The sequence below is a fragment of the Croceimicrobium hydrocarbonivorans genome (assembly GCF_014524565.1).
Lineage (GTDB): Bacteria > Bacteroidota > Bacteroidia > Flavobacteriales > Schleiferiaceae > Croceimicrobium > Croceimicrobium hydrocarbonivorans.
In genome coordinates this window covers 788274-811729 of the sequence record NZ_CP060139.1, presented here as the reverse complement: position 1 = coordinate 811729, position 23456 = coordinate 788274, and the positions used below count along the sequence as shown (strand labels likewise).

Genomic DNA, 23456 nt, shown 5'->3' with positions numbered 1-23456 from the left:
ATCTAGAAAAGTTCGAAACCTAAGCAGACCAGAATTTGACTGGTGCGAAGGTCTACCTGATATTCAGTTTGATCTACAATCAAATTGGAAGCCCAAGGTGAGAAGGCACCTTCATAGCGCACATCAATCAGTAATTTTTTGATTTCGAAACCGAGGCCTAATTGATAGCCGAAGGTTCCTGATTTAAGATCAGAATCGATATTACCACTTAAATCGCTGATATTGGCACTGTAAACAGGTCCAGCCATTAATCGCAAGGGGCCAAATTGTTTGCCAATTAAAAGGGGGATGTCTACCCGGCTCATATCCAATTCCAAACTGCGTTTTGCAGTGGTACCAGACTGTTGGGCATTCACGCTTTGACTTACTTGAGAGAAGATAACTTCGGGTTGAATAAAAAGGACCGGTGTTTTAATTTTAAAGTAAATCCCGGCATGGTAGCTTAGCTCGCGCTCTGCATCTTCAATATCCTCAATGGCCTGTTGGGCACTGTTGAAATCACTGATTCCTGCTTTGGCTAAACCTACTCCGGCTCTTAAACCGAAATCCAATTGGGCTTGTAAGCTGCCTAAGCTAAAGGTGAGAACGAGGGCTAAAATCCACTTTTTCATGCTAGTTGTTTTAGATGCTTTACTATGTTTTCTTCCATCCTTTGCATAGGATCGGAACTGTTGTCAGCATTAAATTCCTGTCCGGTAATTTTTTCGAAAAGCTCAGCATAGCGCTCCGAAACTTCCTGAACAAAGGCCTCAGTCATTTCGGGTACAGTTTGTCCTTCTTTACCTTGGAAGCCATTGGCCATTAACCATTCTCGAACGAATTCTTTACTCAATTGTCTTTGAGCCTCTCCTTTGCTTAAACGCTCTTCGTAACCTTTGGCATAGAAGTAACGAGAGGAGTCAGGGGTGTGAATTTCGTCGATCAAAATGATTTCACCGTCTGCATTCTTGCCGAATTCGTATTTGGTGTCAACAAGAATTAAACCTCTTTCACGAGCCATTTCTTGTCCACGTTGAAATAAGGCACGGGTATATTTTTCCAATTGGAGGTAATCGCTTTCCGAAACAATTCCTTGTGCTAAAATCGCTTCACGACTAATATCCTCATCATGTAAACCTTGATCTGCCTTAGTGGTAGGAGTGATAATCGCTTCGGCGAAAGCCTGATTCTCCACCATGCCTTCAGCTAAAGCTACACCACATAATTCCCGACCCCCACTTTTATAAGTTCGCCAGGCATGCCCGGTTAAATAACCGCGAATTACCATTTCTACTTTGAATGGTTCTGCTTTTTGGCCAATAGTCACCATTGGATCGGCCATTACGGTTTTCCAGTTGGGAACGATATCTGAAGTGGCATCTAAAAAGAAATTGGCAATCTGATTTAATACCTGTCCTTTTCCAGGAATGCCCTTCGGAAGAACCACATCGAAAGCAGAAATACGATCCGAAGCCACCATCACCAAGAGGTTGTTGCTTAGGCTATAAACGTCCCGAACTTTTCCCTGATAAAAAGAAGTTTGACCGGGGAACTGAAAATTAGTCTTTGTGATTGCTTTCATCTTTTTCCTGCTTGTCGTAAGCGCGAATTATGTTTTTAACTAATTGGTGACGAATTACGTCGTTTTCTTCAAGGTAAATGGTGTCGATGCCTTCGATGTTCTGAAGGATGCGCAGGGCTTCCTTTAAGCCTGAAATTTGTTTACGAGGCAAGTCTATCTGGCTGGCATCTCCGGTTACGATAAACTTAGCCGACGCCCCCATACGGGTAAGAAACATCTTCATTTGGGCATGCGTGGTGTTCTGGGCTTCATCGAGAATTACAAAGGCCCGATCCAAGGTTCGCCCACGCATAAAGGCCAAAGGTGCAATTTGGATGGTTCCGCTCTCCAAATAATAAGCGAGCTTTTCTGGCGGAATCATATCGCGCAAAGCATCGTATAAAGGCTGTAAATAGGGATCGAGCTTTTCTTTAAGGTCGCCCGGTAAAAATCCCAGGTTCTCGCCAGCCTCCACCGCAGGGCGGGTAAGGATAATGCGTTTTACCTCTTTGTTTTTTAAGGCGCGAACCGCCAAGGCCACCGCTGTATAGGTTTTACCAGTTCCGGCAGGGCCCACCGCAAAAATCACATCATTATGATTAATGGATTTTATCATGCGGCGCTGGTTCAGGGTACGCGCTTTAATGGGCTGTCCATTGGTGCCGTACAATATGATGTCGGTATTAGGAGCATCTTTAGCGTCCAAAACCATTTCGTCTTTCAGAATGCGATCCACCTGATTTACGCTTAAGGAATTAAAGCGGTGTAAGTAGTTTACAATCTCTTCTACCTTTTCCTCGAATTTCAAAATTTGGCTTTCTTCGCCATTCACTTTGATTTGCTCACCACGAGCGGTGATTTTCAATTCGGGGAAATAACTTTTAATAAGATTGAGATACTTATTGTTAGCCCCATAAATTTCTAATGGGTCTACTGAGGCCACGCTTAGTGTTTTTTCACTCAAATTACTAGTGATTCTTTGATTAAAGCTTGCGCTTGTTTTAAATACTTTTGCTTTACAAAATAACAACAAAAAGGCCGATTGCCTCCTATCGGATAAAGTCTATGGCATTGATAACATTAAGCTCTGATTACGGATTTAAAGATCCCTACCGCGCCATGGTGCATGGGGTCTTGGCGACCTTAGCCCCGGAGCTTAAAGTTTTGGATTTAAGCCATTCCCTAGGCCCCGGTAATTTAATTGAGGCAGCCTTTGTAATCGGGCAGGCATACAGCGCCTTTCCCCCGGCTACGGTGCACCTCATTTTATGTGGAGAATTGGCGGGCGATGGTAGGTGGTTAGCCATGGAGCTTGATGGGCAATACTTTATCGCGGCAGATAATGGGGTGCTGAGCCTTTTGCAAGGCGCGCGTAGAGCTAAAGCCATACATCGAGTAGAAATAGGGGAGCAGGCGGGAACCATGTTTCCGGGGCGAGATTTCTTATCCAAGGCAGCCGTGCATTTAGCACAAGGTGGCGCCCTAAGTTTATTGGGCAAAGCTGTGGATCGCATTAAAAGCCTGAGCATGCCCAAGCCTAATTTGGATGGCGGTCGCAGGCGAATTCAAGGTCATGTTATTTATGTAGATAATTACGGAAACCTTATTACTAATCTAAAGGCCCAGGATTTAAGCGAAGCTTTGCATGCTCGCAGTCTGGAAGTACATTTGCCCCGTAATCGCTCTCTATCGCGCATAGCTTGGTCCTATCAGGATAATCCTCAAGATGGGGTTCTGGCCCTGATTAATTCTTTAGGTTTGCTGGAAATTGCTTATCGCGATGCGCGCAGCCAGGAGGTGAACGGCGCAAGTAGCCTCTTAGGCCTGGGTATAATGAGTGAAATCAGTATCAGTTACGAATGATTGTACGGATAGTAAAAATGACCTTCCGCGAAGAAGCGGTTCCTGATTTTTTGGAAAACTTTCATCAGCATAAAGCACAAATCCGGTCCTTTCCGGGATGTGAAAGACTCTTACTCCTAAACGATGTGAATCAAAGCAACGTTTACTTCACCTACAGTTGGTGGCAAGGAGAAGAGGATTTGGAAGCCTATCGACATTCGGATCTCTTTAAAGGGGTTTGGGCTTTTACCAAGCAGCTCTTTGCAGATAAGCCACAAGCCTGGAGTACTCAAGAAATTGAAGCCCTGCGATGATAGCATTGATTCAGAAAGAAATACGATCCTTCTTCGGAAGTATAATTGGTTACCTGGTAATCCTGGTATACCTATTAATTAATGGAGTCTTCCTCTGGCTCTTCCCTGGTAACTTTAATATCCTAGATGGTGGTTATGCCTCTTTGGGGAATTTATTTACCATTTCACCCTGGGTATTTTTGTTCTTGATTCCAGCCCTGAGCATGCGGCTTTTCGCCGATGAAAAAAAGGCGGGGACCCTCGAGATTTTACTTACCAAGCCCTTATCGGATTTACAGATTATCCTCGCTAAATATGTGGCGGGATTATTCCTTTTGCTCTTGGCTCTATTACCAACTTTACTCTACTATTATTCGGTTTACCAATTAGGCAACCCAGCCGGTAATTTAGATAGTGGCGGAACTTTTGGATCCTATATTGGCTTACTCTTTTTAGGAGGGGCCTTTTTGAGTATTGGCTTATTCGCTTCATCCTTAACTGATAATCAGATTGTAGCCTTCTTGTTGGCTATGTTCCTCTGCTTTTTCGTCTTTTATGGATTTGATCAAATAGCAGGCTTCGACCTCTTTGGCAGTGCAGATTTAATAATCCTGAAATTGGGAATTAATGAGCACTATGTTTCCATGAGTCGTGGGGTTCTGGATAGCCGAGATCTCCTCTATTTTGTAAGCGTGATAGCCCTCTTTATTGGGGCAACTCGAGTGGTAATTCAAAGTCGGAAATGGTAATGAAGAAAAGAAGAGATATAGTCCGCTTCCTTTTATTCATCGGGATCGTTTTCCTCGTGAACTTTATTGGCAGCCTTAAATTTTTCCGCCTCGATTTAACCGCCGAAAAGCGCTACAGCCTATCCGACGCTACCATTCAATTATTGGAAAGCTTTGACGATGTAATGCTGGTTAAGGTGTACCTGGATGGTGATTTCCCAGCCGGCTTCCAACGCTTGCAATTGGAGACCCGTCAAATGTTGGATGAGTTCCGGGCCTATAATCCCAATTTGCAATACAGCTTTATTGATCCTACTGAAAACGCGAGTGAGGAAGAAACCAATGATGTATTCCAACAACTGCAGTTTAAGGGCTTAAAACCCTATCAGTTATCGATGAACAAGGATGGGGGCTCATCGGTGAAAACCATATTCCCTGGCGCCTTATTGAACTATGGTGAATCGGAAGCTCCGGCCTTATTACTTCAGGATCAATTAGGAGCATCTCCCGAATCGCAGATCAATAGTAGCATTGAAAATTTGGAGTTTAGCCTAGCCAATACCATTCGGGCCTTAACACAATCGGATAAGCCCTTGGTGGGATTCCTGCAGGGGCATGATGAATTAGGACCCCGTGAGGTAGCCGACTTTGCTCGGGAGTTGAGCAATAACTATCAGGTTAACCTCTTTAATATTCGCGAGTTTAAGAGTGATTCTACCAATGAAGATATTAGCATTGCCGGTCAGCAGCGACGTTTAAATCGCTTCGATGCCATGGTGATTGCGAAGCCCCGTAAAGCCTTCAATGATCTGGATAAATATTTGCTCGACCAATATGTAATGAATGGTGGTCGTACCATCTGGTTATTGGATGGGATTGAAGCATCTATGGACAGCTTGAGCGAGAAATCGCAGTTTATGAGTTTGCCACTTTTCGATCGTTTGCAGTTGAATGATCTGCTCTTTAAATATGGTGTTCGGGTAAATACGGATATAGTAGGAGATATGGTGGCTGCGGGGGTGAATGATCAACGTCAGATCCGCCCCTGGATTTACTTCCCAATGGTAATGCCGCAGAGTAAGCATCCTATAGCCAAGGACCTCAATGCCATTTGGTTGCAGTTTGCCTCAAGTTTGGATACGGTAATTGCCGAAGGAGTAAAGAAGACCATTCTTTTACGTTCCTCACCCTATAGTGTGCGCAGAGCCAGCCCGGCCATTGTTAGTCTGGCCGATTTATATCAACCACCTCCCCGTGAGCGTTTCCGTGAAAGTGGTATTCCTTTGGCTATTTTATTAGAAGGAAAGTTTCAATCGCTGTATCAAAATCGGGTTCGTCCCAAAGAAGGAGGGGAGCCCTTAAAGCTCAAGGCTGAAAGCGTGGGAAACCAAATGCTGGTAGTTGGGGATGGCGATATTATCCGCAATCAGATGAATGTGGTGAATAGCGATATGCCAAAAGGGGCGCCTCTGCCATTGGGCTACGATCAATATACCGGTACCCAATATGGGAATAAAGATTTTCTGGTGAATGCGATCGACTATATGTTGGATGATAGCGGATTGATCGATATCCGTTCACGGGAATTAAAGATTCGTTTGTTGGATTTAAATCGGGTTAAGAAGCAACGCCTTAGCTGGCAATTGGTCAATACCCTGATTCCTTCCCTGTCGATCATTTTACTGGGAATCCTTAATTATTACTGGCGTCGACGTAAATATTTGAAATAGAATGAAAAAGAATCTACTCTACCTTATTGTATTTATTGTACTTCTGGCTGTAGCCGGATATCTCTTAAGTGAAGATAAGGGCAATAGTAGTTTGGAGGGCCCCCAGAATTACGACTTTGCAATTAAGGATACGGCTGCTATCACCAAGATTGTACTCAGTGATAAAACGCCGAATAAATCTACGATCCAGCGTACCAGTGAGGGCTGGATTTTAGATAATGAGTATCCGGTACGTCGTGATGCCATTGAAGTATTAATGGAAACCTTGTATCGAATGGAGTTGAAAAATTTCGTTCCACAACGCATGGTTCCGGAAGTTGAAAAGCATATCGCTGTATATGGTAAGCGCGTAGAGATTTACAAAGGCGATCAATTAGCGAAGGTTATTTATGTAGGCCTCCAAACCTCCAATGATATGGCTACTTATATGAAGCTGGAGGATGGTGATTTACCTTATGCAGTGCATATCCCCGGCTTCAATGGCTTTTTAAATACCCGCTTTATCACCGAACCTTATTTGTGGCGGGCTCGAAATGCCGTACGCATAAATGCCGCTAATATTAAAGAGGTAGAAATGATTTATCCGGATTCCCTAGAGGCTAGTTTTAAAATTCGGGTGTTCTCGCCGGATAGTATCTACATGGTTTCGCTGGAAAATCAGGAAGTGGATCGTAAATTCTCCACCTTGAAAGGGAAATTGTATCTAGCAGCTTGCGCACAGCTAAAATATGAGGGAGAGATTATTCCTTCCGATCCCATTTTTGCTCGACGTGACTCCCTCTTGGCCTCTACGCCAGTGTTTAGGCTAACCGTTACCAGCACCAATGGAAAAGTGAATAAGGTAAGTGGATATAAGATTAAGGCGGCCCCCGAAACCATTGATTACGATGATCCTAGGTCTTTTTATGACCCCGATCGCCTACACGGTTTTATCAATGATAATCGAATGATCCTTTTACAATACTATGGTCTGCGTAATGTTCTTAAGAGCAAAGAAGAACTGGAGCAGGATTAAAGGGATTACTAAAAATTTTTCAGCCATGGATTAGAGGCCATTAAGTGGCTATATTTGTGGCTTAAAATTTTACAAAAGCGGATTTATGAAATTCATCGTATCCAGCGGAGCGCTTTTAAAACAACTGCAAATTGTGGGTGGAGTGCTCAATAACAACAATACACTCCCCATCCTCGATAACTTCTTATTGCAGCTCGAAGGTTCTCAATTGAGTATCTCGGCTTCTGATTTGGAATCTACCATTAAGTCTACCTTGGAAGTTCAAGGAGATGAAGACGGTGTTGCAGCAGTGCCAGCTCGTTTATTGCTGGATGGTTTGAAAGCCTTACCAGAGCAGCCGGTAACTTTTACCACCGACGAGTCTAGTATGACAGTTGAGATCTCTTCTGACTACGGTCGTTATAGCTTGGCCTTTGTAGAAGGAGATGAATTTCCACAGCTTCCTGAAATGGAGGATGTGAGTACTACTACTATTCCTTCCGAAATTTTGGCAACGGCCATTAATAAGACTCTCTTTGCTGCGGGTAACGATGATTTACGTCCGGTGATGTCGGGAGTATTCTTCCAGTTTAGCTCTGAGAATCTAACTTTCGTAGCCACTGATGCCCATAAATTAGTGCGTTACCGTCGTACTGATATTCAAGCTGATCATACAGCTGAGTTTATCATGCCACGTAAACCGCTTACCATTTTAAAATCTACTTTGGCCAGTGTTGGTGATGAGGTGAAAATCCACTACAACGAAACCAATGCTCGCTTTGAGTTTGAAAACATCGTTTTAAGCAGCCGCTTAATTGATGGTAAATACCCTAACTACGAGGCGGTAATTCCTAAGGAAAACCCCAATGTATTGGAGATTGAGCGTAGTAAGTTCTTAAGCTCAGCCAAAAGGGTAGCCATTTTCTCTAATAAAACTACCCATCAAGTACGCCTTAAAATGGCCGGAAGCGAGCTTCAGATCATGGCGGAAGATGTGGATTTTTCAAATAAGGCCCACGAGCGCTTAAGCTGTAACTATCAAGGTGAGGACATGGAAATTGGTTTCAATTCTCGTTTCCTTACAGAGATGCTTACCAATCTTGAGTCGGATAATATTCACCTCGAAATGTCGGCTCCTAACCGTGCCGGTATTATCCTTCCGGCAGATGCTTTGGAAGATGGAGAGAATATTCTGATGCTGGTGATGCCAGTGATGCTGAATTCCTAAAATTTCATCCATGGGAGTGCTCATCCTTGGTGATGTGCATGGTTGTTACCACACTTTAAAAGCCTTAATCCGGGAGCGCTGGCAACCGGAGGAGGATAACTTGGTGCTGGTGGGAGATCTTATTAATAAAGGTCCTCATTCGGTTAAGGCTTTTAAATACTGGCTTAAATTAAAAGCCCTGCATCCCCAAAAGGTGATCTTGATTCGCGGTAACCATGAGCAATGGTTTTTAGAGAACTACCGCCATAATGCTCGAACTCGCAGTTTTCAAAATCTATGTACGGCATTTGTGGAGGCTGGATTAAGTCCGCGTGAGGTGGCTCGTGAAATCAGTCGATTACCCCTGCATTGGGAGTCGGAGCAATTGTTTGTGAGTCATGCCGGATTATCAGAAACAGCTTTAGATCCCTTTGATCCATCCGACCTAAATGGATTATTGAAAAATCGCAAGACCTTAAAACGATTAGCAAAGTTGCAGGTGATAGGGCATAATATCATTAGTGCGGGCAAGCCCATGTTTAAGCCTAATGAGAATGCCTGGTATATCGATACCGGAGCTTGGTGCAATCAATTTTTAAGTGCGCTCTATTTTAGTGAAGGCTCTTCCATTCCTAAGGTGTATCAAATGGCCCGCAAGCCTAAAGATGAGCTGCCTGTTTCAGTTAAATGAAATAAATTCGGGCTCTCATTTAAAAATCAACCATGTATAAAAAACAAATTTGGCTAGCCTTTATAGCCATGATGCTTTGCGGAAGCTTTGCAAAAGCTCAATTCAAAACCGGCGAAATGCTGGGTTCAGCAGGATTTGGAATTGGAGCCCAAGTAACGGGAACTTCCTTAATTCCTCCGGTAAGTATAATGGGCGAGTACGCTATTACCGAAAATATATTAGGCGGTATTTATGCTGGATATACCAGCGCCAGAGTGGAGGACCCTGCTTGGGGGCTGATCTGGAATAATAACCTGGTAATCCTCGGAGTACGCGGTTCCTATAATTTGGAGTTGACGGATAATTTTGATGTTTATGGAGGGGCTTTTTTCGGCTACACTTTTACTTCATCCAGAATTATAGAAGGTACCCTGCCTGTATTTGGAAATATCACTGCATTTGGAGTTAATGAAAGCCGTTTGGCCGGATTTGTTGGCGGTCGTTATCTCTTTGATAATAAGTTTGGTGTCTTTGGAGAGATCGGCTATGGGATCAGTTTTGTAAATGTTGGATTGACTATCAATTTAGGTCGACATGAGCTGCCATTCATGTAAATAGCAGCGAGCGCTTTAGGTGACCCTTCTCTTTTTTTAGCCCAAGCATAAGGTGTACCTTTGGGAACCTTTTTTAACCTCTTAAAAACAGTAAAATGGAAAAAGGCTTTTATCACGTGCCTCAGGCCATCAACGAGCCGATTCAAGGATATGCCCCCGGCTCTGCTGAGCGTGCAGAAGTACAAGCAGCTTACGATAAAATGTGGAATGAAACCCTTAATATCCCTATGGTTATTAATGGTAAGCGTATCGAAACCGGCAAAACCATGCGGGTTTTACCTCCACATGATCATCAACATAATGTAGGTTCTTTTCATTTCGGAGAAGCTAAGCATGTGCACGAAGCTATTCAGGCTTCCTTGGATGCTAAAGAAGCTTGGGAAAATATGTCTTGGGCCAATCGCTCCGCCATTTTCTTAAAAGCCGCTGATTTGGTAGCCGGTCCTTACCGCGCCCGAATTAATGCTGCTACCATGATTCAGCAGTCGAAAACCATTTTCCAGGCCGAGATTGATTCCGCTTGTGAGTTGGCAGACTTCCTGCGTTTCAATGTGCAGTATGCGACTGAGATTTATGCAGAGCAACCTTATACCCACTCACATTCGGGATTATGGAACCGTGTGGATTACCGTCCATTGGAGGGATTCACCTTCGCCATTACTCCGTTCAACTTTACCGCAATTGCCGGTAATTTGCCTACCAGCATGGCGATGATGGGGAATACTGTAGTTTGGAAACCCTCTTTAAGTCAGCTTTATTCCGCTCATCTCTTAATGGAGATATTTGAGGAAGCAGGTATTCCTCCTGGAGTGATTAATATGATTATTACCGATCCTCAGGAAACGGCTGATATCGTATTTGGCCATCCTGATTTTGCCGGATTGCATTATACTGGATCTACTACCGTATTCCAGAACATTTGGAAAACTATCGGGAATAATATCACTAAGTACCGCACCTATCCTCGTATCGTTGGGGAAACCGGTGGTAAGGACTTTGTGATGGTGCACCGCACCGCTAAAGTTCAGCAGGTAGTTACTGCTTTGATTCGTGGTGCTTTTGAATTCCAAGGGCAAAAATGTAGTGCCGCTTCACGGGCCTATATTCCTTCTAATCTTTGGCAAGCGGTTAAAACAGGCTTGGTGAATACCATGGCTGAACTTAATATGGGGAGTCCTCGTGATTTTGAAAACTTCATTACTGCGGTTATTCATGAGGGAGCCTTTGATAAGTTGGCCAAGTATATCGATCAGGCGAAAGCTGATTCTAACGCTGAAATTATAGCCGGTGGTAATTACGATAAATCGAAAGGTTATTTCATTGAGCCTACGGTTATCGTAGCTAGTGATCCGAAGTATGTTACTATGGAAGAGGAGTTATTCGGACCGGTACTTACAATTTATGTATACCCGGAAGATCAGTACGAGGAAACCCTGAAATTGGTTGACGAAACTTCTCCCTATGCCCTTACCGGTGCTTTATTCTCAGAAGATCGCTATGCTCTGGAAGTAGGAGAGCGTGCTCTGAGAAATGCGGCAGGTAACTTCTATATTAATGATAAGCCTACAGGAGCCGTAGTAGGACAGCAACCTTTTGGTGGTGCTCGAGCTTCTGGTACTAATGATAAGGCAGGTTCTAAGCAAAACTTATATCGTTGGGTAAGCCCTCGATTGATTAAGGAAACCTTGCTTACACCTGAGCACTATGGCTATCCTTTCCTGGCAAAGGACTAGTTTAGTCTTATATAGAATTAAAAAGGTCGGCTTTTATGCCGGCCTTTTTTTGTTTTAGGACCTCTTGCCGGCCTTGGTTAACATTAAATTTACCTGAGCTTAACAATTTAAGTGACTGAAAATCAGCTGCAAATGACTATTTGCGATGTTTTATGTTAACCCAATGTTAACTCAGTGTAAATATATTTTGTATCTTTGTAGGGTTGAAACCTTAAAAAAACTGTAGTCATGAAAAAGTTAATCGGAATTTTGGTGATAGGCTTTATGATGGCGGCTACAGCATATGCTCAGAGCCCCACTTACGAGCGCGTTGGAAAGCAAGTCAAAGTAACAAAGTACTTTGATGGGACTGATATAGTGAAAGAAGTGGGCTTCTTTAAAGATGGTAAATCACATGGTCAATGGACCGAATATACACGTGATGGACAAGTTCGGATTGAAGCTACTTATGTAGATGGCAAGAAAGAAGGCGTTTGGTTTGTGTGGTCTCAAGATCGCAATACATTGTATGAGGTGAATTACCTTGATAACCGAGTAAGCAATATTCGCTCTTGGTCAGTAGACGAGCGTAACTTGCATGTAGAACGCTAAGAATAAAGACAAAACACAAGAAGGCGTGATGTTTAAACATCACGCCTTTTTTTGTGCCATTCCCACTGAAATCACCAAGCAAATATTTTTGCCGAATTATATTTGAGCCATGAAAACATTGCTTTCTCCCGCCAAGACCTTAGACTTTAATTCTGAGCAGAAAATTGGCTCCGGTGTGGAACCCTATTTTCCGGATGCCTCCCAAAAAGTTGGGAATAAAATGGCCAAACTCAGCGTTCCTAAATTGATGGCTCTGCAAAAAATCAGCAAAGACCTGGCAAAAGTGAATCGTCAAAGGAATTTGGATTGGACGATTGAAAGTAATGCGCAAGCTCGTCAGGCGGTACTAGCCTTTAAAGGTGATGTGTACTTGGGATTGGAAGCCTGGAATTGGTCGGAACCTGATATGGATTTTGCCCGGGAAGTCCTCTGGATTTTGTCAGGCTGGTACGGCATATTGCGGCCTGATACCCTAATTCAACCTTACCGATTAGAAATGGGGACGGCATTACCCATCGGGCGTAAGCCAAATTTATACGCCCATTGGGAGCCTGTGTTGAAAGATTTTTTTGCGCAGAATTTAGCGGAGGATGAAACCATTGTAAATCTGGCCAGTAAGGAGTATGCTCAGGTAGTTAAACAATTGGAACTGAAGAACCCCATGATTGATGTAGACTTCCTCGATTATTCGAAAGGAGAGTATAAAGTGTTATCCTTTTTTGCGAAAAAAGCTAGGGGCTTAATGGCAAATTTTATCGTGCAACATCGCATCAGTGATTGGCGAGACCTAAAAGATTTTAACTTAGCGGGATACTATTTCGACGCCAGCCGCTCTGAGCCACAAAAACTGGTGTTTTTAAGAGATCAAAAATGAAGAACTGCATTCGATTCGGAATTCTCTGCTTAGCCCTCGGTTTAAGCTTTAACTCCAATGCTCAAACCAAGCGTACCAAATACTATGAATTTGGTGGTGGATTGGGAACCATGAATATGAGCAATGAAATTGCGAATTCCTCCAATGTAAATGCGGTTCTGGCTGAAATGGCTCCTTCCATTTCAGTGTTTGCTAAGTACCATGTGAATGATTGGTTCGGAATTGGCTTTGATGTAAATTATGCCAACCTTAAGGCTGCTGATCAAAACCATAATAACTTCAATCGTGGTTTATCCGTTCGCACCAGCTTATTAAATAGCAATGCCTTTACTGAGATTCACTTCATCCGCTTTGGCAAATACCACTTGGAAGATAAGTGGACGGTTTTTATTAAAGGTGGAGTAGGGGTTACCGGTTGGAATCCTGAGCTTAGTTTTAATAAGTTAATTCCCGAGGATATTGATGTGGAAACCAATGCCTATTCGGGCTTTAGTTATTTCTATGGCTTAGGAGCCAAGTATCGTTTGGCTTATCAAAGTATCCTCACTTTTGAGCTGCGTTTTTCCAATAGCGGTGGTGATACCATGGATGGTTTCTTGGAAACCAAGGAAGGCGTAATCAGCACCAATGATACCTATTGGGGCATGCTCTTTTCGTATTCCTACGCTATTTTCTAGTACTGTCTTTCGAAGGCACCCAGATCGGGTAGGCCATTGAAATTTCGAATTTCACCCAGAATATCAGTGGGAACCACAAAACCATCATTGGTATTGCCTTGGTCAATTAATTGCGACAGGCTGTCTAACTGGTATATGTTTTCCTGGCGGTTCACAAAATCACTTACCAGGTTAACATAAACGGAATTAAAGCCAGGATCATTAATGGAGAAGCCTCGATCTTCAGGATCATTATCCAGCTTCAGCATTACATCATTAAAGCTGAAATTAAAAAGCGCAGCTTCATCTTGAGCTAAAGTAAGCTCTTGTTCATTGTTCCCGTCAATCACACAATTCCCGAAATAGGCATTACCTAAATCACGCACTACCCGGCGAATCGCTCCCGTTTCATCTTGATATTCCAGGAAATTAGTAAGCTGCACACAGGCTTCTTGTCGGGTAGATTGATTCCAGAAATTCGCAAAGGTGCAATGGCGGAATTCATAATTCCCTCCAAAGGCATAAAAGCCATACAAACCTTGATTGGCGATCACCAAATTTTGAGCATCAACACTGCTATATCCAGCATAAAATGCTGTTCGCGAAGAATTTAAAATATAGGAATTGCGGATGATAAGCTGATCAGAATAAACAGCACTATCGGTTCGTAGACCATTTACCGCGTTCTTGAGTACCAGATTATTAATATTGGCTTTTCCGCCTTGACCGATGTAAAGACCTCCCAATGCGCCACCCCATTGGCCGGGAACATCTTCGTAGAAAGGCTCGAGTCGATCACTGCTAAAGGTTACTGAATCGCCCTGGCCAGGCTGACTGCCGGGGGCAACTATCAATTGACCTTCATTAAATACCCAAAGGCCGCTGTTATTGTGGAAGTGAACATCGAGTCCCGGGTCCATAGTAAGGGTGCAGCCACTGTCCACAACGGCATATCCATACACCACATGAGGTAAGCTCGCGTCCCAGCTTTCATTGCAATTAATAACCGAATAGGGGATCACTACCGCGCCCGGTCCACTGCCAATCACGATAAAACGATTGGGGAAATGGAATATGGCTTGCTTTGCCAGGGTGACCAGCTCAACCGATTGAGAGAGTCCTTTTAACTCAAAGAGAATTTGATCTTCAACCACAATGTCTGGTTGATTTTGAACTTCACCGGCATTGACTTCGACAAAAATGTAAATACTGTCTTCTGGTAAAATTTCCACATTATCCAGCTGATTAGTGGCTGTGCCATTAATGTTTAAGCGATAGGGGCTGGCCGGATCTGCCAGGCGAATGCGGGGAATGGAAATAGATTCCTTGCTGTCATTATACACCTTCAGTTCGTAGGTGCTGGAGCCGATGGTCTCAAAAACCGTATCTAAATAAACGGTGTCGGTAGAAAAACGCAGCTCGGTAGATGCAGTGACAATCGCGTCTTCCTTGCGACAGGAGGCGAAGAATATCAAGACTAAACCTAAGAAGAGTAAAATTTTCTTTAGCATGTGCTAGTAACGATTCGAAGGCTTCAAAAGTACTTCCTATCTTTGAAATCGCTTGAGGGACTGATCTTCAATTTTTTCCAAATAAAAGGCTTGTTCACTTCTTGAACTTTAACTAGCTTTGCAGTCCTTTTTTGGCTTGGGCAAAATCCTAACCACTATAAAATTAGTTATGCAAAAAGAAATTCATCCCGAAAACTACCGTCCTTGTGTATTTAAGGACATGGGTACCGAAGATTACTTTATTACCCGCTCTTGTGCAGATACCCGCGATACTATCGAAGTAGATGGTGTTGAGTATCCATTAATCAAAATGGAAATTTCTGCGGCTTCTCACCCATTCTACACTGGTAAAGTGAAATTGGTTGATACCGCTGGACGTGTGGATAAATTCCGCAACCGTTACGCCAACCGCAACAAGAAATAAGATTTTTCTTAATCATATTTTAAACCCCTTTTCCGCTTGGAGAAGGGGTTTTTTTGTGGACCTCAATTATCTTGCAGCTCTAATTTTCCAACCATGAATATCATCTTCTTCGACGATAGCCAACGCGATCATTTATTACCCCTCACTTTTACTCGTCCCACTGCAAAACTGCGTTGTGGAATATTGACCTTAGAAGAAAAGTGGTTAAAGCGTTTGGATGAGTCGAATACTTATTCTTACCTCACCGAAGATTATTTGAGTACCAAGTTTCCCTTGCGGGAGGAAGGTGAGGATCTATTTATTAATCCTGCCGTTTGCCCAGATGCAGATTTGGTGGAAGCAGTATTAGCTCTCGAAGAAAATGAAAGTCTAATGCAAGGGGATATTCTCATCGCTACTCGTACCCGTGAAGCCTTGATGGAGGAAGCTGAGCAAGACACTGAGGTATTGGATTATGAAGGCAGCTTCAACTATATCTCCCGTCCTTATCACCTATTTTCCAATAATGCAGCGGAATTAGAAAAGGACTTTGCATTGATTACAGCCGGTCGTCAATCTGCCCCTATTTCGAAAACCAATACCTTAATTGGTGAACGGATTTTTTTAGAAGAAGGAGCCAAGGTGGAAGCAGCAGTTTTAAATAGTACCAGCGGTCCAATCTATTTGGGGAAAGATTCCGAAATAATGGAAGGCTCGGTAATTCGCGGTGGACTGGCCCTCTGTGAGCACGCTACTTTGAAATTGGCGACTAAGATTTACGGTGCAACTACGGTTGGCCCACATAGTAAAGTTGGAGGCGAGGTAAATAACTCGGTGATCATCGGATATTCAAACAAGGGTCATGATGGCTTTTTGGGGAATTCCGTTTTAGGAGAGTGGTGTAATATTGGTGCCGACAGCAATAATTCGAACCTCAAGAATAATTACGAGGAGGTGAAAATTTGGGATTATGTGGCCGGTAGATTCGCGCCCACAGGCTTGCAGTTTTGCGGCCTTATCATGGGTGATCATTCTAAATGTGGTATCAATACCATGTTTAATACCGGTACCGTGGTGGGCGTTAGTGCCAATATCTATGGTGGTGGATTCCCTCGTAATTTTATTCCTTCTTACAGCTGGGGTGGTTCCGGTGGTTTTATGGAATACCGCTTTGATAAAGCCATGAAAACCGCTGCCCTAGTAATGGAGCGTCGATCGATAGAATTAGATTCGGTGGAGCGTGACATTTTGCAGGTAGTTTTTGACAAAACGGCTACTTCCCGCGGCTAATCTTCCTTTGGCATAAGGATTGACTTTTTAGATGTTGCCTCCATCGAGGCGATCAAATTTGCTATTGAATGAGTTTTACCGACTTTAAAGATATTGACCAGTTTCATTTTGGTGTGATGCGCGAAGAAGGGGAGTATATCCCTTTGATGAGCAAAGAAGACGAAGAGTCTCTTAAGAATCAAGATTTACCAGAGGAACTGCCCATTTTACCCCTTCGAAATACCGTTCTTTTTCCAGGGGTGGTAATCCCAATTACTGCCGGCCGCGATAAATCGATTAGCCTCCTAAATCAGGTAAGTAAAAATCAGGGCCTCTTAGGGGTAGTAAGCCAGAAGAATGGCGATACTGAGGAGCCAGGAACCGAAGATTTGTACCGGGTAGGAACGGTGGCTAAAGTTATTCGCCAGTTCAAATTACCCAATGGACATACCGCGGTTATTTTACAAGGCTTAAGACGATTTGTCATAGAAGACTTTAATCGCACGGAGCCTCATATTTACGCTCGGGTGCACAAGTCTGATGAGCGCATGCCGGCCCCGGATGATGGTCAGTTTAAATTGATGATGGAGTCCATTAAAGATGTGGCACTTGATATCATTGATAAGTCTCAAGAAATCCCGAATGAGGCAGCTCTAACCATTCGCAGTATCGATAGCGATACCTTCTTACTCAATTTCGTGAGTAATAATATGAATGCGGAAGTGGATAAGAAGCAACACCTTTTGGAAGTTGATGACCTTGGGGATCGCGCCACGGAAGTGCTGAAATTGCTGAATCTGGAAGCTCAGATGCTGGAAATGAAGAACGAGATTCAGGACAAGGTTCGTTTGGATTTTGATAAGCAACAAAGGGAGTATTTCCTGCAACAGCAATTGCGTCAGATTCAGGAAGAATTAGGCGGTAGCAGCACTGAGACGGAAATTGAAGAAATGCGAGCTAAAGGCCGCAAGAAAGATTGGCCTGAAAAAATTAAGGAGCTTTTCGAAAAAGAACTTGGCAAGCTTCAAAGGGTAAATCCTCAGGTACCTGAATTCAGTATTCAGCGGAACTATTTGGAGTTTATGCTGGATCTTCCCTGGAATGAAACTTCCAAGGATAACTTCAACCTCAAACGTGCAGAGCGCATCCTAAACCGAGATCATTATGGTTTGGAAAAGGTAAAAGAGCGCTTACTAGAATACCTAGCCGTATTGAAATTGAAGGGCGATATGAAAGCGCCTATCCTTTGTTTATATGGACCTCCCGGAGTGGGTAAAACCAGCTTAGGTAAAAGTGTAGCGGAGGCTTTAGGCCGATCTTATATCCGCATGTCTTTAGGTGGTTTAGGTGATGAGGCGGAAATTCGAGGTCACCGTAAAACCTATATCGGCGCCATGCCCGGGCGTTTGATGCAAAATATTAAGAAAGCTGAAGCCAGTAATCCGGTATTTGTGCTGGATGAGATTGATAAGCTTTCTAGCGGAAGGGGTCATGGTGATCCAGCTTCTGCCATGTTAGAGGTTTTAGATCCTGAGCAAAATAGCAGCTTTTACGATAATTACCTGGAGGTAGGATATGATCTGAGCAAGGTCCTCTTTATCGCCACAGCCAATAATTTAGGCGCCATTCACCCAGCCTTAAGGGACCGGATGGAGATCATTGAAATTAACGGCTACACTGTAGAGGAGAAAGTACAAATTGCCGCTAAACACCTTCTGCCTAAGCAGCTTAAAGAGCATGGTTTAGATAAGACGCATTTGAGCTTGAGCAAAAAAGTTCTTGAGTATGTAATTGAACACTATACCCGTGAATCGGGGGTGCGTGGTTTAGATAAGGTGATTGCTAAAATGGTTCGATATGCAGCCAAGAGCATCGCCATGGAGCAAGAGTACCACATTAAACCAGCCCTTAAAGATGTGCCCGAGATATTAGGCTCAGAGCGTTTTTCCAAGGATCGCTATGAAGATCGATCGATTGCCGGATTGGTTACAGGCTTAGCCTGGACTCCCGTTGGCGGTGATATTCTTTATATCGAATCCTCCATTGCCAGAGGTCGTGGAAGATTGAGTATTACCGGTAATCTGGGGGATGTGATGAAAGAATCGGCCTCTATTGCGATGGCTTATTTAAAAGCGCATTCCGATGAATTTGGGGTAGATTATCGACTCTTTGATCAATACGATGTGCATATCCACTTCCCGGAAGGTGCCGTTCCAAAAGATGGACCTTCGGCGGGGATTAGCATCCTAACTTCATTGGCCTCACTCTTTTCTCAAAGGGAAGTGAAACCTCGATTGGCCATGACTGGTGAAATTACCCTTCGTGGGGAAGTGTTACCGGTTGGCGGAATTAAAGAGAAAATCCTCGCTGCAAAACGGGCGGATATCAAGGAGATCATTTTGTCCAAGCGCAATGAGAAGGATATCAAAGAAATTCGTGAAGACTATCTGGAAGGATTAACTTTCCACTATGTTGAGCGAATGATGGAAGTAATAGACATTGCCCTTTCGGATAAATTGGTGGAGAACGCTAAAAATCTGAAAGCGGAAAACAAGGCTATTGGTTTTGGAACCAAGTCTTAAGCATTTTAATATAGATTGGAACCCGGAGCTTAGCTTCGGGTTTTTTTATTGCAGCAAATAAAGCTCCGCCATCGACGTTCTTTTCATAACTTTCGCCCTTTATGAGAAAACTGTTCATATTCCTCTGCCTGGTACCCCTTTTTGCCCAAGCTCAGTTGGGAGGCCGTACTACTTATCAGTTTTTAAATAATATCGCCTCTGCCAGAGTTGCTGGTCAGGGGAGTAATGCCATCGCCAATACGGTGGAGGATCTCAACTTTGCCCTCTATAATCCATCCCTCTTACGCAAGGAGATGAGTGGTCAGATCACCAGTTCCTTTGTTGATTATGTAGCAGATATTCGTTTTGCAGATATTGCCTATGCTCAGAATTTTGATAGTGTAGGTACATTTTTTCTGCAATTACAGTATTTCGATTATGGCGAATTCGATCGCGCCAATGTAATTGGGATTCGCCAAGGAACCTTCACTGGTAACGATATGGCGGTGAATATTGGATATTCCTATCGCTTGGATTCTACCTGGTCATTTGGGGCTACCATGAAGGTGATTAACTCTGTGTATGATACTTGGAGTTCTTGGGGTTTGGCTTGGGATGCCGGGGTAACCTACCAAATTCCAAAACGTAGAATTGCCGTGGCTTTGGTGATGAAAAATGCCGGTTTTCAGCTAAATCCCTATGCCGACGTAAAAGAGGACTTACCCTTCGAATTGCAATTAGGTTTTTCCAATCGTTTTGAACATATGCCCTTGCGCTGGCAGATTACCCTGGAGCATTTAGAATCTTTTGATTTACGCTATACCGATCCTACTGCATTTACGGTAAATCAATTTACTGGGGAGGTGGAAGAGAATTTCCCATCGATTTGGAATAACCTCTTACGCCATGTGGTGATTGGGGCAGAATTTGCTCCTTCAGAATCTTTTAACCTCCAATTTGGATATAGTTTCCGTCGTCGACAAGAACTGAATTTGGATAGCCGCAGAACGGTAGCCGGATTTTCAGTTGGGGGCGGGATCCGAATCTCCAAATTCTATCTGCATTACAGTCGTAATATGTACCACATCGCTGGTGGTGCCAATCAACTTACCCTCCGAACTAGTTTAGACGAGTTCCGAAAAAAGAAAAATGAAGGGGATTAGAATTGCAGTAGACGGTTATTCGTCTACCGGTAAAAGTACCATGGCCCGTCAATTGGCCGCAGCCTTAAATTTTCGCTATATCGATACCGGAGCCATGTACCGAGCCGTAACATATTGGGCATTGGAGCAGGGCTATTTCCAATCTGGAAGCTTGGATAAGGCAAAGCTTATTACCTCATTATCGCGATTGAATCTGGATTTCCAATTCAGCGAAAGCGAAGGCAAGCCGGTGATCCATGTAAATGGAAGGGCAGTTGAAAGGGAAATTCGCGGAGCAGAAGTAGCTTCCAAGGTGAGTATAGTGGCTCAGATTTCAGAGGTTCGTCGCTTTTTGGTAAAGCAACAGCAAGCTATTGCTGAGGCAGGATCTGTAGTGATGGATGGTCGGGATATTGCATCGGTGGTAATGCCAGATGCGGAGTTAAAGATCTTTATGACGGCCGATCCTAAGGTAAGAGCTCAAAGGCGCTTTGCTGAACTGCAGAGCAAAGGCATGGAAATGACTTTAGAGGAAGTAGCTAAAAACCTGGAAGAGCGGGATTATCTGGATACGCATCGAGAAGATTCGCCTCTTATCCAAACCGAAGATGCCTTGGTTTTAGACAATACAAACCTCGGCATGGAGGAGCAATTGAATCTGGCCCTGGGCTGGGCTAAAGAACGACAGGCCTAAGCCTTTGGTTTTTTAAGTCGAGCTTCTAGTTCAATAATGGTTTGGATGTAGCGCTTCTTGGCTTCTTCCATGGGCATGCCTTCCAATCGACGCCAAGCATCGAATTTAAAGGTTTGCACCACATTACTGGATTCAGTTGGTCGATCTCCTTGCACATCTCCTACAGTAGCCTGTTTGTAAAAAGCATATGCTATTAGCATATCGTCTGCAGCCTGAGGCGGCATATCATTGCCAATTTTCACATACTTCTCAAATTCTATGTCCAGATCGCTGTGCATGACTATCATCACTTTAATTCAGCTAAAATTTGTTCTCCGCCGCGGGCTTTATCACCAACTTTAACTAAAATGTTGGCATCCAATGGCAGAACGATATCTACCCTTGATCCAAAGCGAATAAAACCACAGTCGGCCCCTTGAATGGCCTTGGAACCCACTTTGGCATAATTAATAATTCGTCGGGCTACCGCTCCGGCAATTTGTTTGTGCATTACCTCAACACCGGAAGGGTTTTCTACCACCACTGCTGTACGCTCATTTAAGGTACTGGATTTTGGGTGCCAAGCCACCAAATAGGCTCCGGCATGGTATTGAGAGTATTTAACCGTTCCTGGAACCGGATAGCGATTCACATGAACGTTTAAGGGCGACATGAAAATGCTGATCTGCAGCATTTTCTTTTTGAAGTATTCAGGTTCTTCGATTTCCTCGATGGCTACAATCTTTCCATCGGCAGGAGCAATAACAATATCATCACCTTGAGGAGGAAAGCGCTTCGGATTGCGGAAGAATTGCAGTACCAGGATATATACCACCAGGCTTAAAAAGAGTACGCTATTTTCCAACCACTCCATATCACTTAACCAGATCACCAAAAAGTTGATCAGACCTAAAATGACCAGAGTTTGGAGGAGGATTCGAAATCCTTCGTGGTGGATGCGTATCATAGTTTGTTGGTGGCTATTAAATTCAAAAATAAGAAGGTCACGGGCATGGCAAAGAGCAAACTGTCAATTCGATCTAAAATTCCTCCATGGCCAGGCATCATTTTTCCGCTGTCTTTCAGATTATGCTTGCGTTTCAGCGCTGATTCAAAAAGATCACCAAAGGTAGCACTCAATACCACCAGAAAGGACAAGCTGAGCCAATGCCAAAGTTTTAGGAATTCTACACCGGAATAGTTCCAAAGTAGCGCCGCTGCCAAAGCTGAAAAGAGGGAGCCACCAATGAAACCTTCCCAGGTTTTATTGGGAGAGATACGCGGCATTAATTTATGAGAGCCTAAATATTTACCCACCAAATAGGCAAAGGAGTCGAAGCACCAAATCATAATGAATACGCCGGCCAACACCCAGCTATGCTCCCCAAGGAAGGCCAAGCTCAAAAGGGCAGGTACTATATAGAAAAGGCCAAATACATTACGGAACAAGCTATCCAGAGCCTTTTGAGAGTTCTCTACAAAAATGTTTTGCAAGACCATCATCAGAATCAAAACCAAGCTTATTAAGGCCATGGCTGCTTTGGAAATAGCACTTATTTCGGGGCTGAAATAAGCTAGGCTCATTAAGAGGATAAGGACCGAGAAAACGGAATGTCCACGCTTATGGGCTTCCGGTTTAAAATTGTGCCATTCGATTAAGGCGAGGCTACCCAGAATACCTGCTAATAAAAAGGAACCTTGAGGAATGTAGAAGGTACTCATCAAAATGAGCAGAACGTAGACAATCCCACTTAAGCTTCGGGTAATAAGGTTGTTCATTTAAAGCTGATCTTCCAGGAGTAGCAGGTAAATCTCCTTATTACAAATTTTCCCCTGGTCGTTTTCTTCCAGGTTCTCGACCTTTTTGGGTCCTTTTATCGTAGTAATCTGTGAGGGTAAATTGTTCTTATAACGAACTCTAATGCCTGCCAGGGCAGAACGAAGATTATCTGTGATCTGACTGGTACGTCCGATGGTAATAAAGGTTTCGGGCAGGTCTTCTAATTTCTTGCCGTGAAGCTGATTGGCTGAGATCATTATCCCACCATTAAAGCTCACTAAATATTCGCAAGAGGTGCAAAAAGCATCGCTATTGGTCCAGTCATTCTCATGAACATTAACCTCTGCTTTGCGCAGGATGGATATCAAATTGGGGTCGGTGCAATAGACCTGACCCAATCCGGATTCATCCATTATCTGACGTAAAAAATGAAAGGCTTCCCCTTCATCTTCACAATAAAGAAACTTACCGCCCGAAGCGGTAAATTTCTTTACAAATCCTAAATCTGTGGGATCCGACTCTTCGGCGGAGAATTCAATAACAGGCTTGTCCAGCTCTTCAGTCTGGGAATTTTCTGTTGGTCTTCCGGATAAGATATCCATGAAACGACCGAGCAAGCCTTTTTTTGATTTTTGCTCCGCCATA

25 protein-coding genes are annotated in these 23456 nt (G+C 43.5%); 17 read left to right on the top strand and 8 right to left on the bottom strand.

Translation table 11 applies throughout. The features are described 5' to 3' along the window. Positions 1–2: 2 nt before the first annotated feature. The 3 genes from H4K34_RS03720 to H4K34_RS03710 are packed head-to-tail and all read right to left on the bottom strand — an operon-like array spanning position 3 to position 2504. Entirely contained in the window at positions 3–611 is a 609-nt protein-coding gene (locus H4K34_RS03720; protein ID WP_210759489.1) for an outer membrane beta-barrel protein, read from the bottom strand. Beyond that, positions 608–1561, bottom strand: coding sequence for a phosphoribosylaminoimidazolesuccinocarboxamide synthase (locus H4K34_RS03715; protein WP_210759488.1), 954 nt, complete (start codon positions 1559–1561; stop codon positions 608–610). The genes H4K34_RS03720 and H4K34_RS03715 overlap by 4 nt, the downstream gene beginning before the upstream one ends. After that, positions 1539–2504: a PhoH family protein gene (locus H4K34_RS03710; protein WP_210759487.1), complete on the bottom strand. Its 966-nt coding sequence runs from the start codon at positions 2502–2504 to the stop codon at positions 1539–1541. Before H4K34_RS03710 ends, H4K34_RS03715 begins: the two co-directional genes overlap by 23 nt. Positions 2505–2605: 101 nt before the next feature. Between H4K34_RS03710 and H4K34_RS03705 the strand changes: the two genes are divergently transcribed. The 12 genes from H4K34_RS03705 to H4K34_RS03650 all read left to right on the top strand — a co-directional run bounded on the left by H4K34_RS03705 (position 2606) and on the right by H4K34_RS03650 (position 13493). Further along, the gene (locus tag H4K34_RS03705; protein ID WP_210759486.1) at positions 2606–3403 is read left to right on the top strand and encodes an SAM hydrolase/SAM-dependent halogenase family protein; all 798 of its coding nucleotides are present in this window, start codon (positions 2606–2608) and stop codon (positions 3401–3403) included. Further along, positions 3400–3696: a putative quinol monooxygenase gene (locus H4K34_RS03700; RefSeq protein WP_210759485.1), complete on the top strand. Its 297-nt coding sequence runs from the start codon at positions 3400–3402 to the stop codon at positions 3694–3696. Before H4K34_RS03705 ends, H4K34_RS03700 begins: the two co-directional genes overlap by 4 nt. Beyond that, positions 3693–4424: a gliding motility-associated ABC transporter permease subunit GldF gene (gene gldF / locus H4K34_RS03695; RefSeq protein ID WP_210759484.1), complete on the top strand. Its 732-nt coding sequence runs from the start codon at positions 3693–3695 to the stop codon at positions 4422–4424. Before H4K34_RS03700 ends, gldF begins: the two co-directional genes overlap by 4 nt. Then, positions 4424–6133, top strand: a complete 1710-nt coding sequence (gldG, locus tag H4K34_RS03690; protein ID WP_210759483.1) for a gliding motility-associated ABC transporter substrate-binding protein GldG — start codon at positions 4424–4426, stop codon at positions 6131–6133. The genes gldF and gldG overlap by 1 nt, the downstream gene beginning before the upstream one ends. Before the next feature lies 1 nt (position 6134). Beyond that, positions 6135–7148, top strand: a complete 1014-nt coding sequence (locus tag H4K34_RS03685; RefSeq protein WP_210759482.1) for a DUF4340 domain-containing protein — start codon at positions 6135–6137, stop codon at positions 7146–7148. Positions 7149–7233: 85 nt separating this feature from the next. After that, positions 7234–8355, top strand: coding sequence for a DNA polymerase III subunit beta (dnaN, locus tag H4K34_RS03680; protein WP_210759481.1), 1122 nt, complete (start codon positions 7234–7236; stop codon positions 8353–8355). A 10-nt stretch (positions 8356–8365) separates the two neighbouring features. Further along, positions 8366–9025 (top strand): metallophosphoesterase family protein, encoded by a 660-nt coding sequence (locus tag H4K34_RS03675; protein WP_210759480.1) that lies wholly within the window; start codon positions 8366–8368, stop codon positions 9023–9025. A gap of 32 nt (positions 9026–9057) precedes the next feature. Further along, complete coding sequence (locus tag H4K34_RS03670; RefSeq protein WP_210759479.1) at positions 9058–9618, top strand: hypothetical protein; 561 nt, start codon at positions 9058–9060, stop codon at positions 9616–9618. A 95-nt stretch (positions 9619–9713) separates the two neighbouring features. Continuing rightward, entirely contained in the window at positions 9714–11351 is a 1638-nt protein-coding gene (gene pruA, locus H4K34_RS03665) for an L-glutamate gamma-semialdehyde dehydrogenase (protein WP_210759478.1), read from the top strand. Between the two features lie 228 nt (positions 11352–11579). Beyond that, a complete protein-coding gene (locus H4K34_RS03660; protein WP_210759477.1) occupies positions 11580–11942 on the top strand; it encodes a toxin-antitoxin system YwqK family antitoxin in 363 nt (120 codons plus the stop codon). Between the two features lie 109 nt (positions 11943–12051). Then, positions 12052–12816, top strand: a complete 765-nt coding sequence (locus H4K34_RS03655; RefSeq protein WP_210759476.1) for a YaaA family protein — start codon at positions 12052–12054, stop codon at positions 12814–12816. Beyond that, on the top strand, positions 12813–13493 hold the full coding sequence (locus H4K34_RS03650) for an outer membrane beta-barrel protein (protein WP_210759475.1): 681 nt from the start codon (positions 12813–12815) through the stop codon (positions 13491–13493). The genes H4K34_RS03655 and H4K34_RS03650 overlap by 4 nt, the downstream gene beginning before the upstream one ends. Here H4K34_RS03650 and H4K34_RS03645 read toward each other — a convergent pair. Continuing rightward, on the bottom strand, positions 13490–14983 hold the full coding sequence (locus H4K34_RS03645) for a hypothetical protein (RefSeq protein WP_210759474.1): 1494 nt from the start codon (positions 14981–14983) through the stop codon (positions 13490–13492). The two genes, H4K34_RS03650 and H4K34_RS03645, sit on opposite strands and share 4 nt — an antisense overlap. A 169-nt stretch (positions 14984–15152) precedes the next feature. Here H4K34_RS03645 and H4K34_RS03640 point away from each other — a divergent pair, with 169 nt between their 5' ends. From H4K34_RS03640 to cmk, 5 genes are all read left to right on the top strand, one after another. Continuing rightward, entirely contained in the window at positions 15153–15407 is a 255-nt protein-coding gene (locus H4K34_RS03640) for a type B 50S ribosomal protein L31 (protein WP_210759473.1), read from the top strand. A 93-nt stretch (positions 15408–15500) separates the two neighbouring features. Then, a complete protein-coding gene (locus H4K34_RS03635; RefSeq protein ID WP_210759472.1) occupies positions 15501–16676 on the top strand; it encodes a GlmU family protein in 1176 nt (391 codons plus the stop codon). 68 nt (positions 16677–16744) lie between these two features. Beyond that, a complete protein-coding gene (gene lon / locus H4K34_RS03630) occupies positions 16745–19237 on the top strand; it encodes an endopeptidase La (protein ID WP_210759471.1) in 2493 nt (830 codons plus the stop codon). Positions 19238–19338: 101 nt separating this feature from the next. Beyond that, positions 19339–20379 carry a type IX secretion system protein PorQ gene (porQ, locus tag H4K34_RS03625; protein ID WP_210759470.1) on the top strand — a complete coding sequence of 347 codons (1041 nt, stop codon included), beginning with the start codon at positions 19339–19341 and terminating at the stop codon, positions 20377–20379. Then, positions 20366–21052 (top strand): (d)CMP kinase, encoded by a 687-nt coding sequence (gene cmk / locus H4K34_RS03620; RefSeq protein WP_210759469.1) that lies wholly within the window; start codon positions 20366–20368, stop codon positions 21050–21052. Before porQ ends, cmk begins: the two co-directional genes overlap by 14 nt. Here cmk and H4K34_RS03615 read toward each other — a convergent pair. Genes H4K34_RS03615 through H4K34_RS03600 form a run of 4 tightly spaced genes read right to left on the bottom strand, consistent with a single transcriptional unit; the run spans position 21049 to position 23455 of the window. Further along, the gene (locus tag H4K34_RS03615) at positions 21049–21330 is read right to left on the bottom strand and encodes an acyl-CoA-binding protein (protein ID WP_210759468.1); all 282 of its coding nucleotides are present in this window, start codon (positions 21328–21330) and stop codon (positions 21049–21051) included. The genes cmk and H4K34_RS03615 overlap by 4 nt on opposite strands. A gap of 8 nt (positions 21331–21338) precedes the next feature. Next, positions 21339–21998, bottom strand: a complete 660-nt coding sequence (locus H4K34_RS03610) for a phosphatidylserine decarboxylase family protein (protein ID WP_210759467.1) — start codon at positions 21996–21998, stop codon at positions 21339–21341. Then, the gene (locus H4K34_RS03605; protein WP_210759466.1) at positions 21995–22810 is read right to left on the bottom strand and encodes a phosphatidate cytidylyltransferase; all 816 of its coding nucleotides are present in this window, start codon (positions 22808–22810) and stop codon (positions 21995–21997) included. Before H4K34_RS03605 ends, H4K34_RS03610 begins: the two co-directional genes overlap by 4 nt. After that, positions 22811–23455 (bottom strand): LUD domain-containing protein, encoded by a 645-nt coding sequence (locus H4K34_RS03600; protein ID WP_210759465.1) that lies wholly within the window; start codon positions 23453–23455, stop codon positions 22811–22813. Position 23456 lies beyond the last annotated feature (1 nt).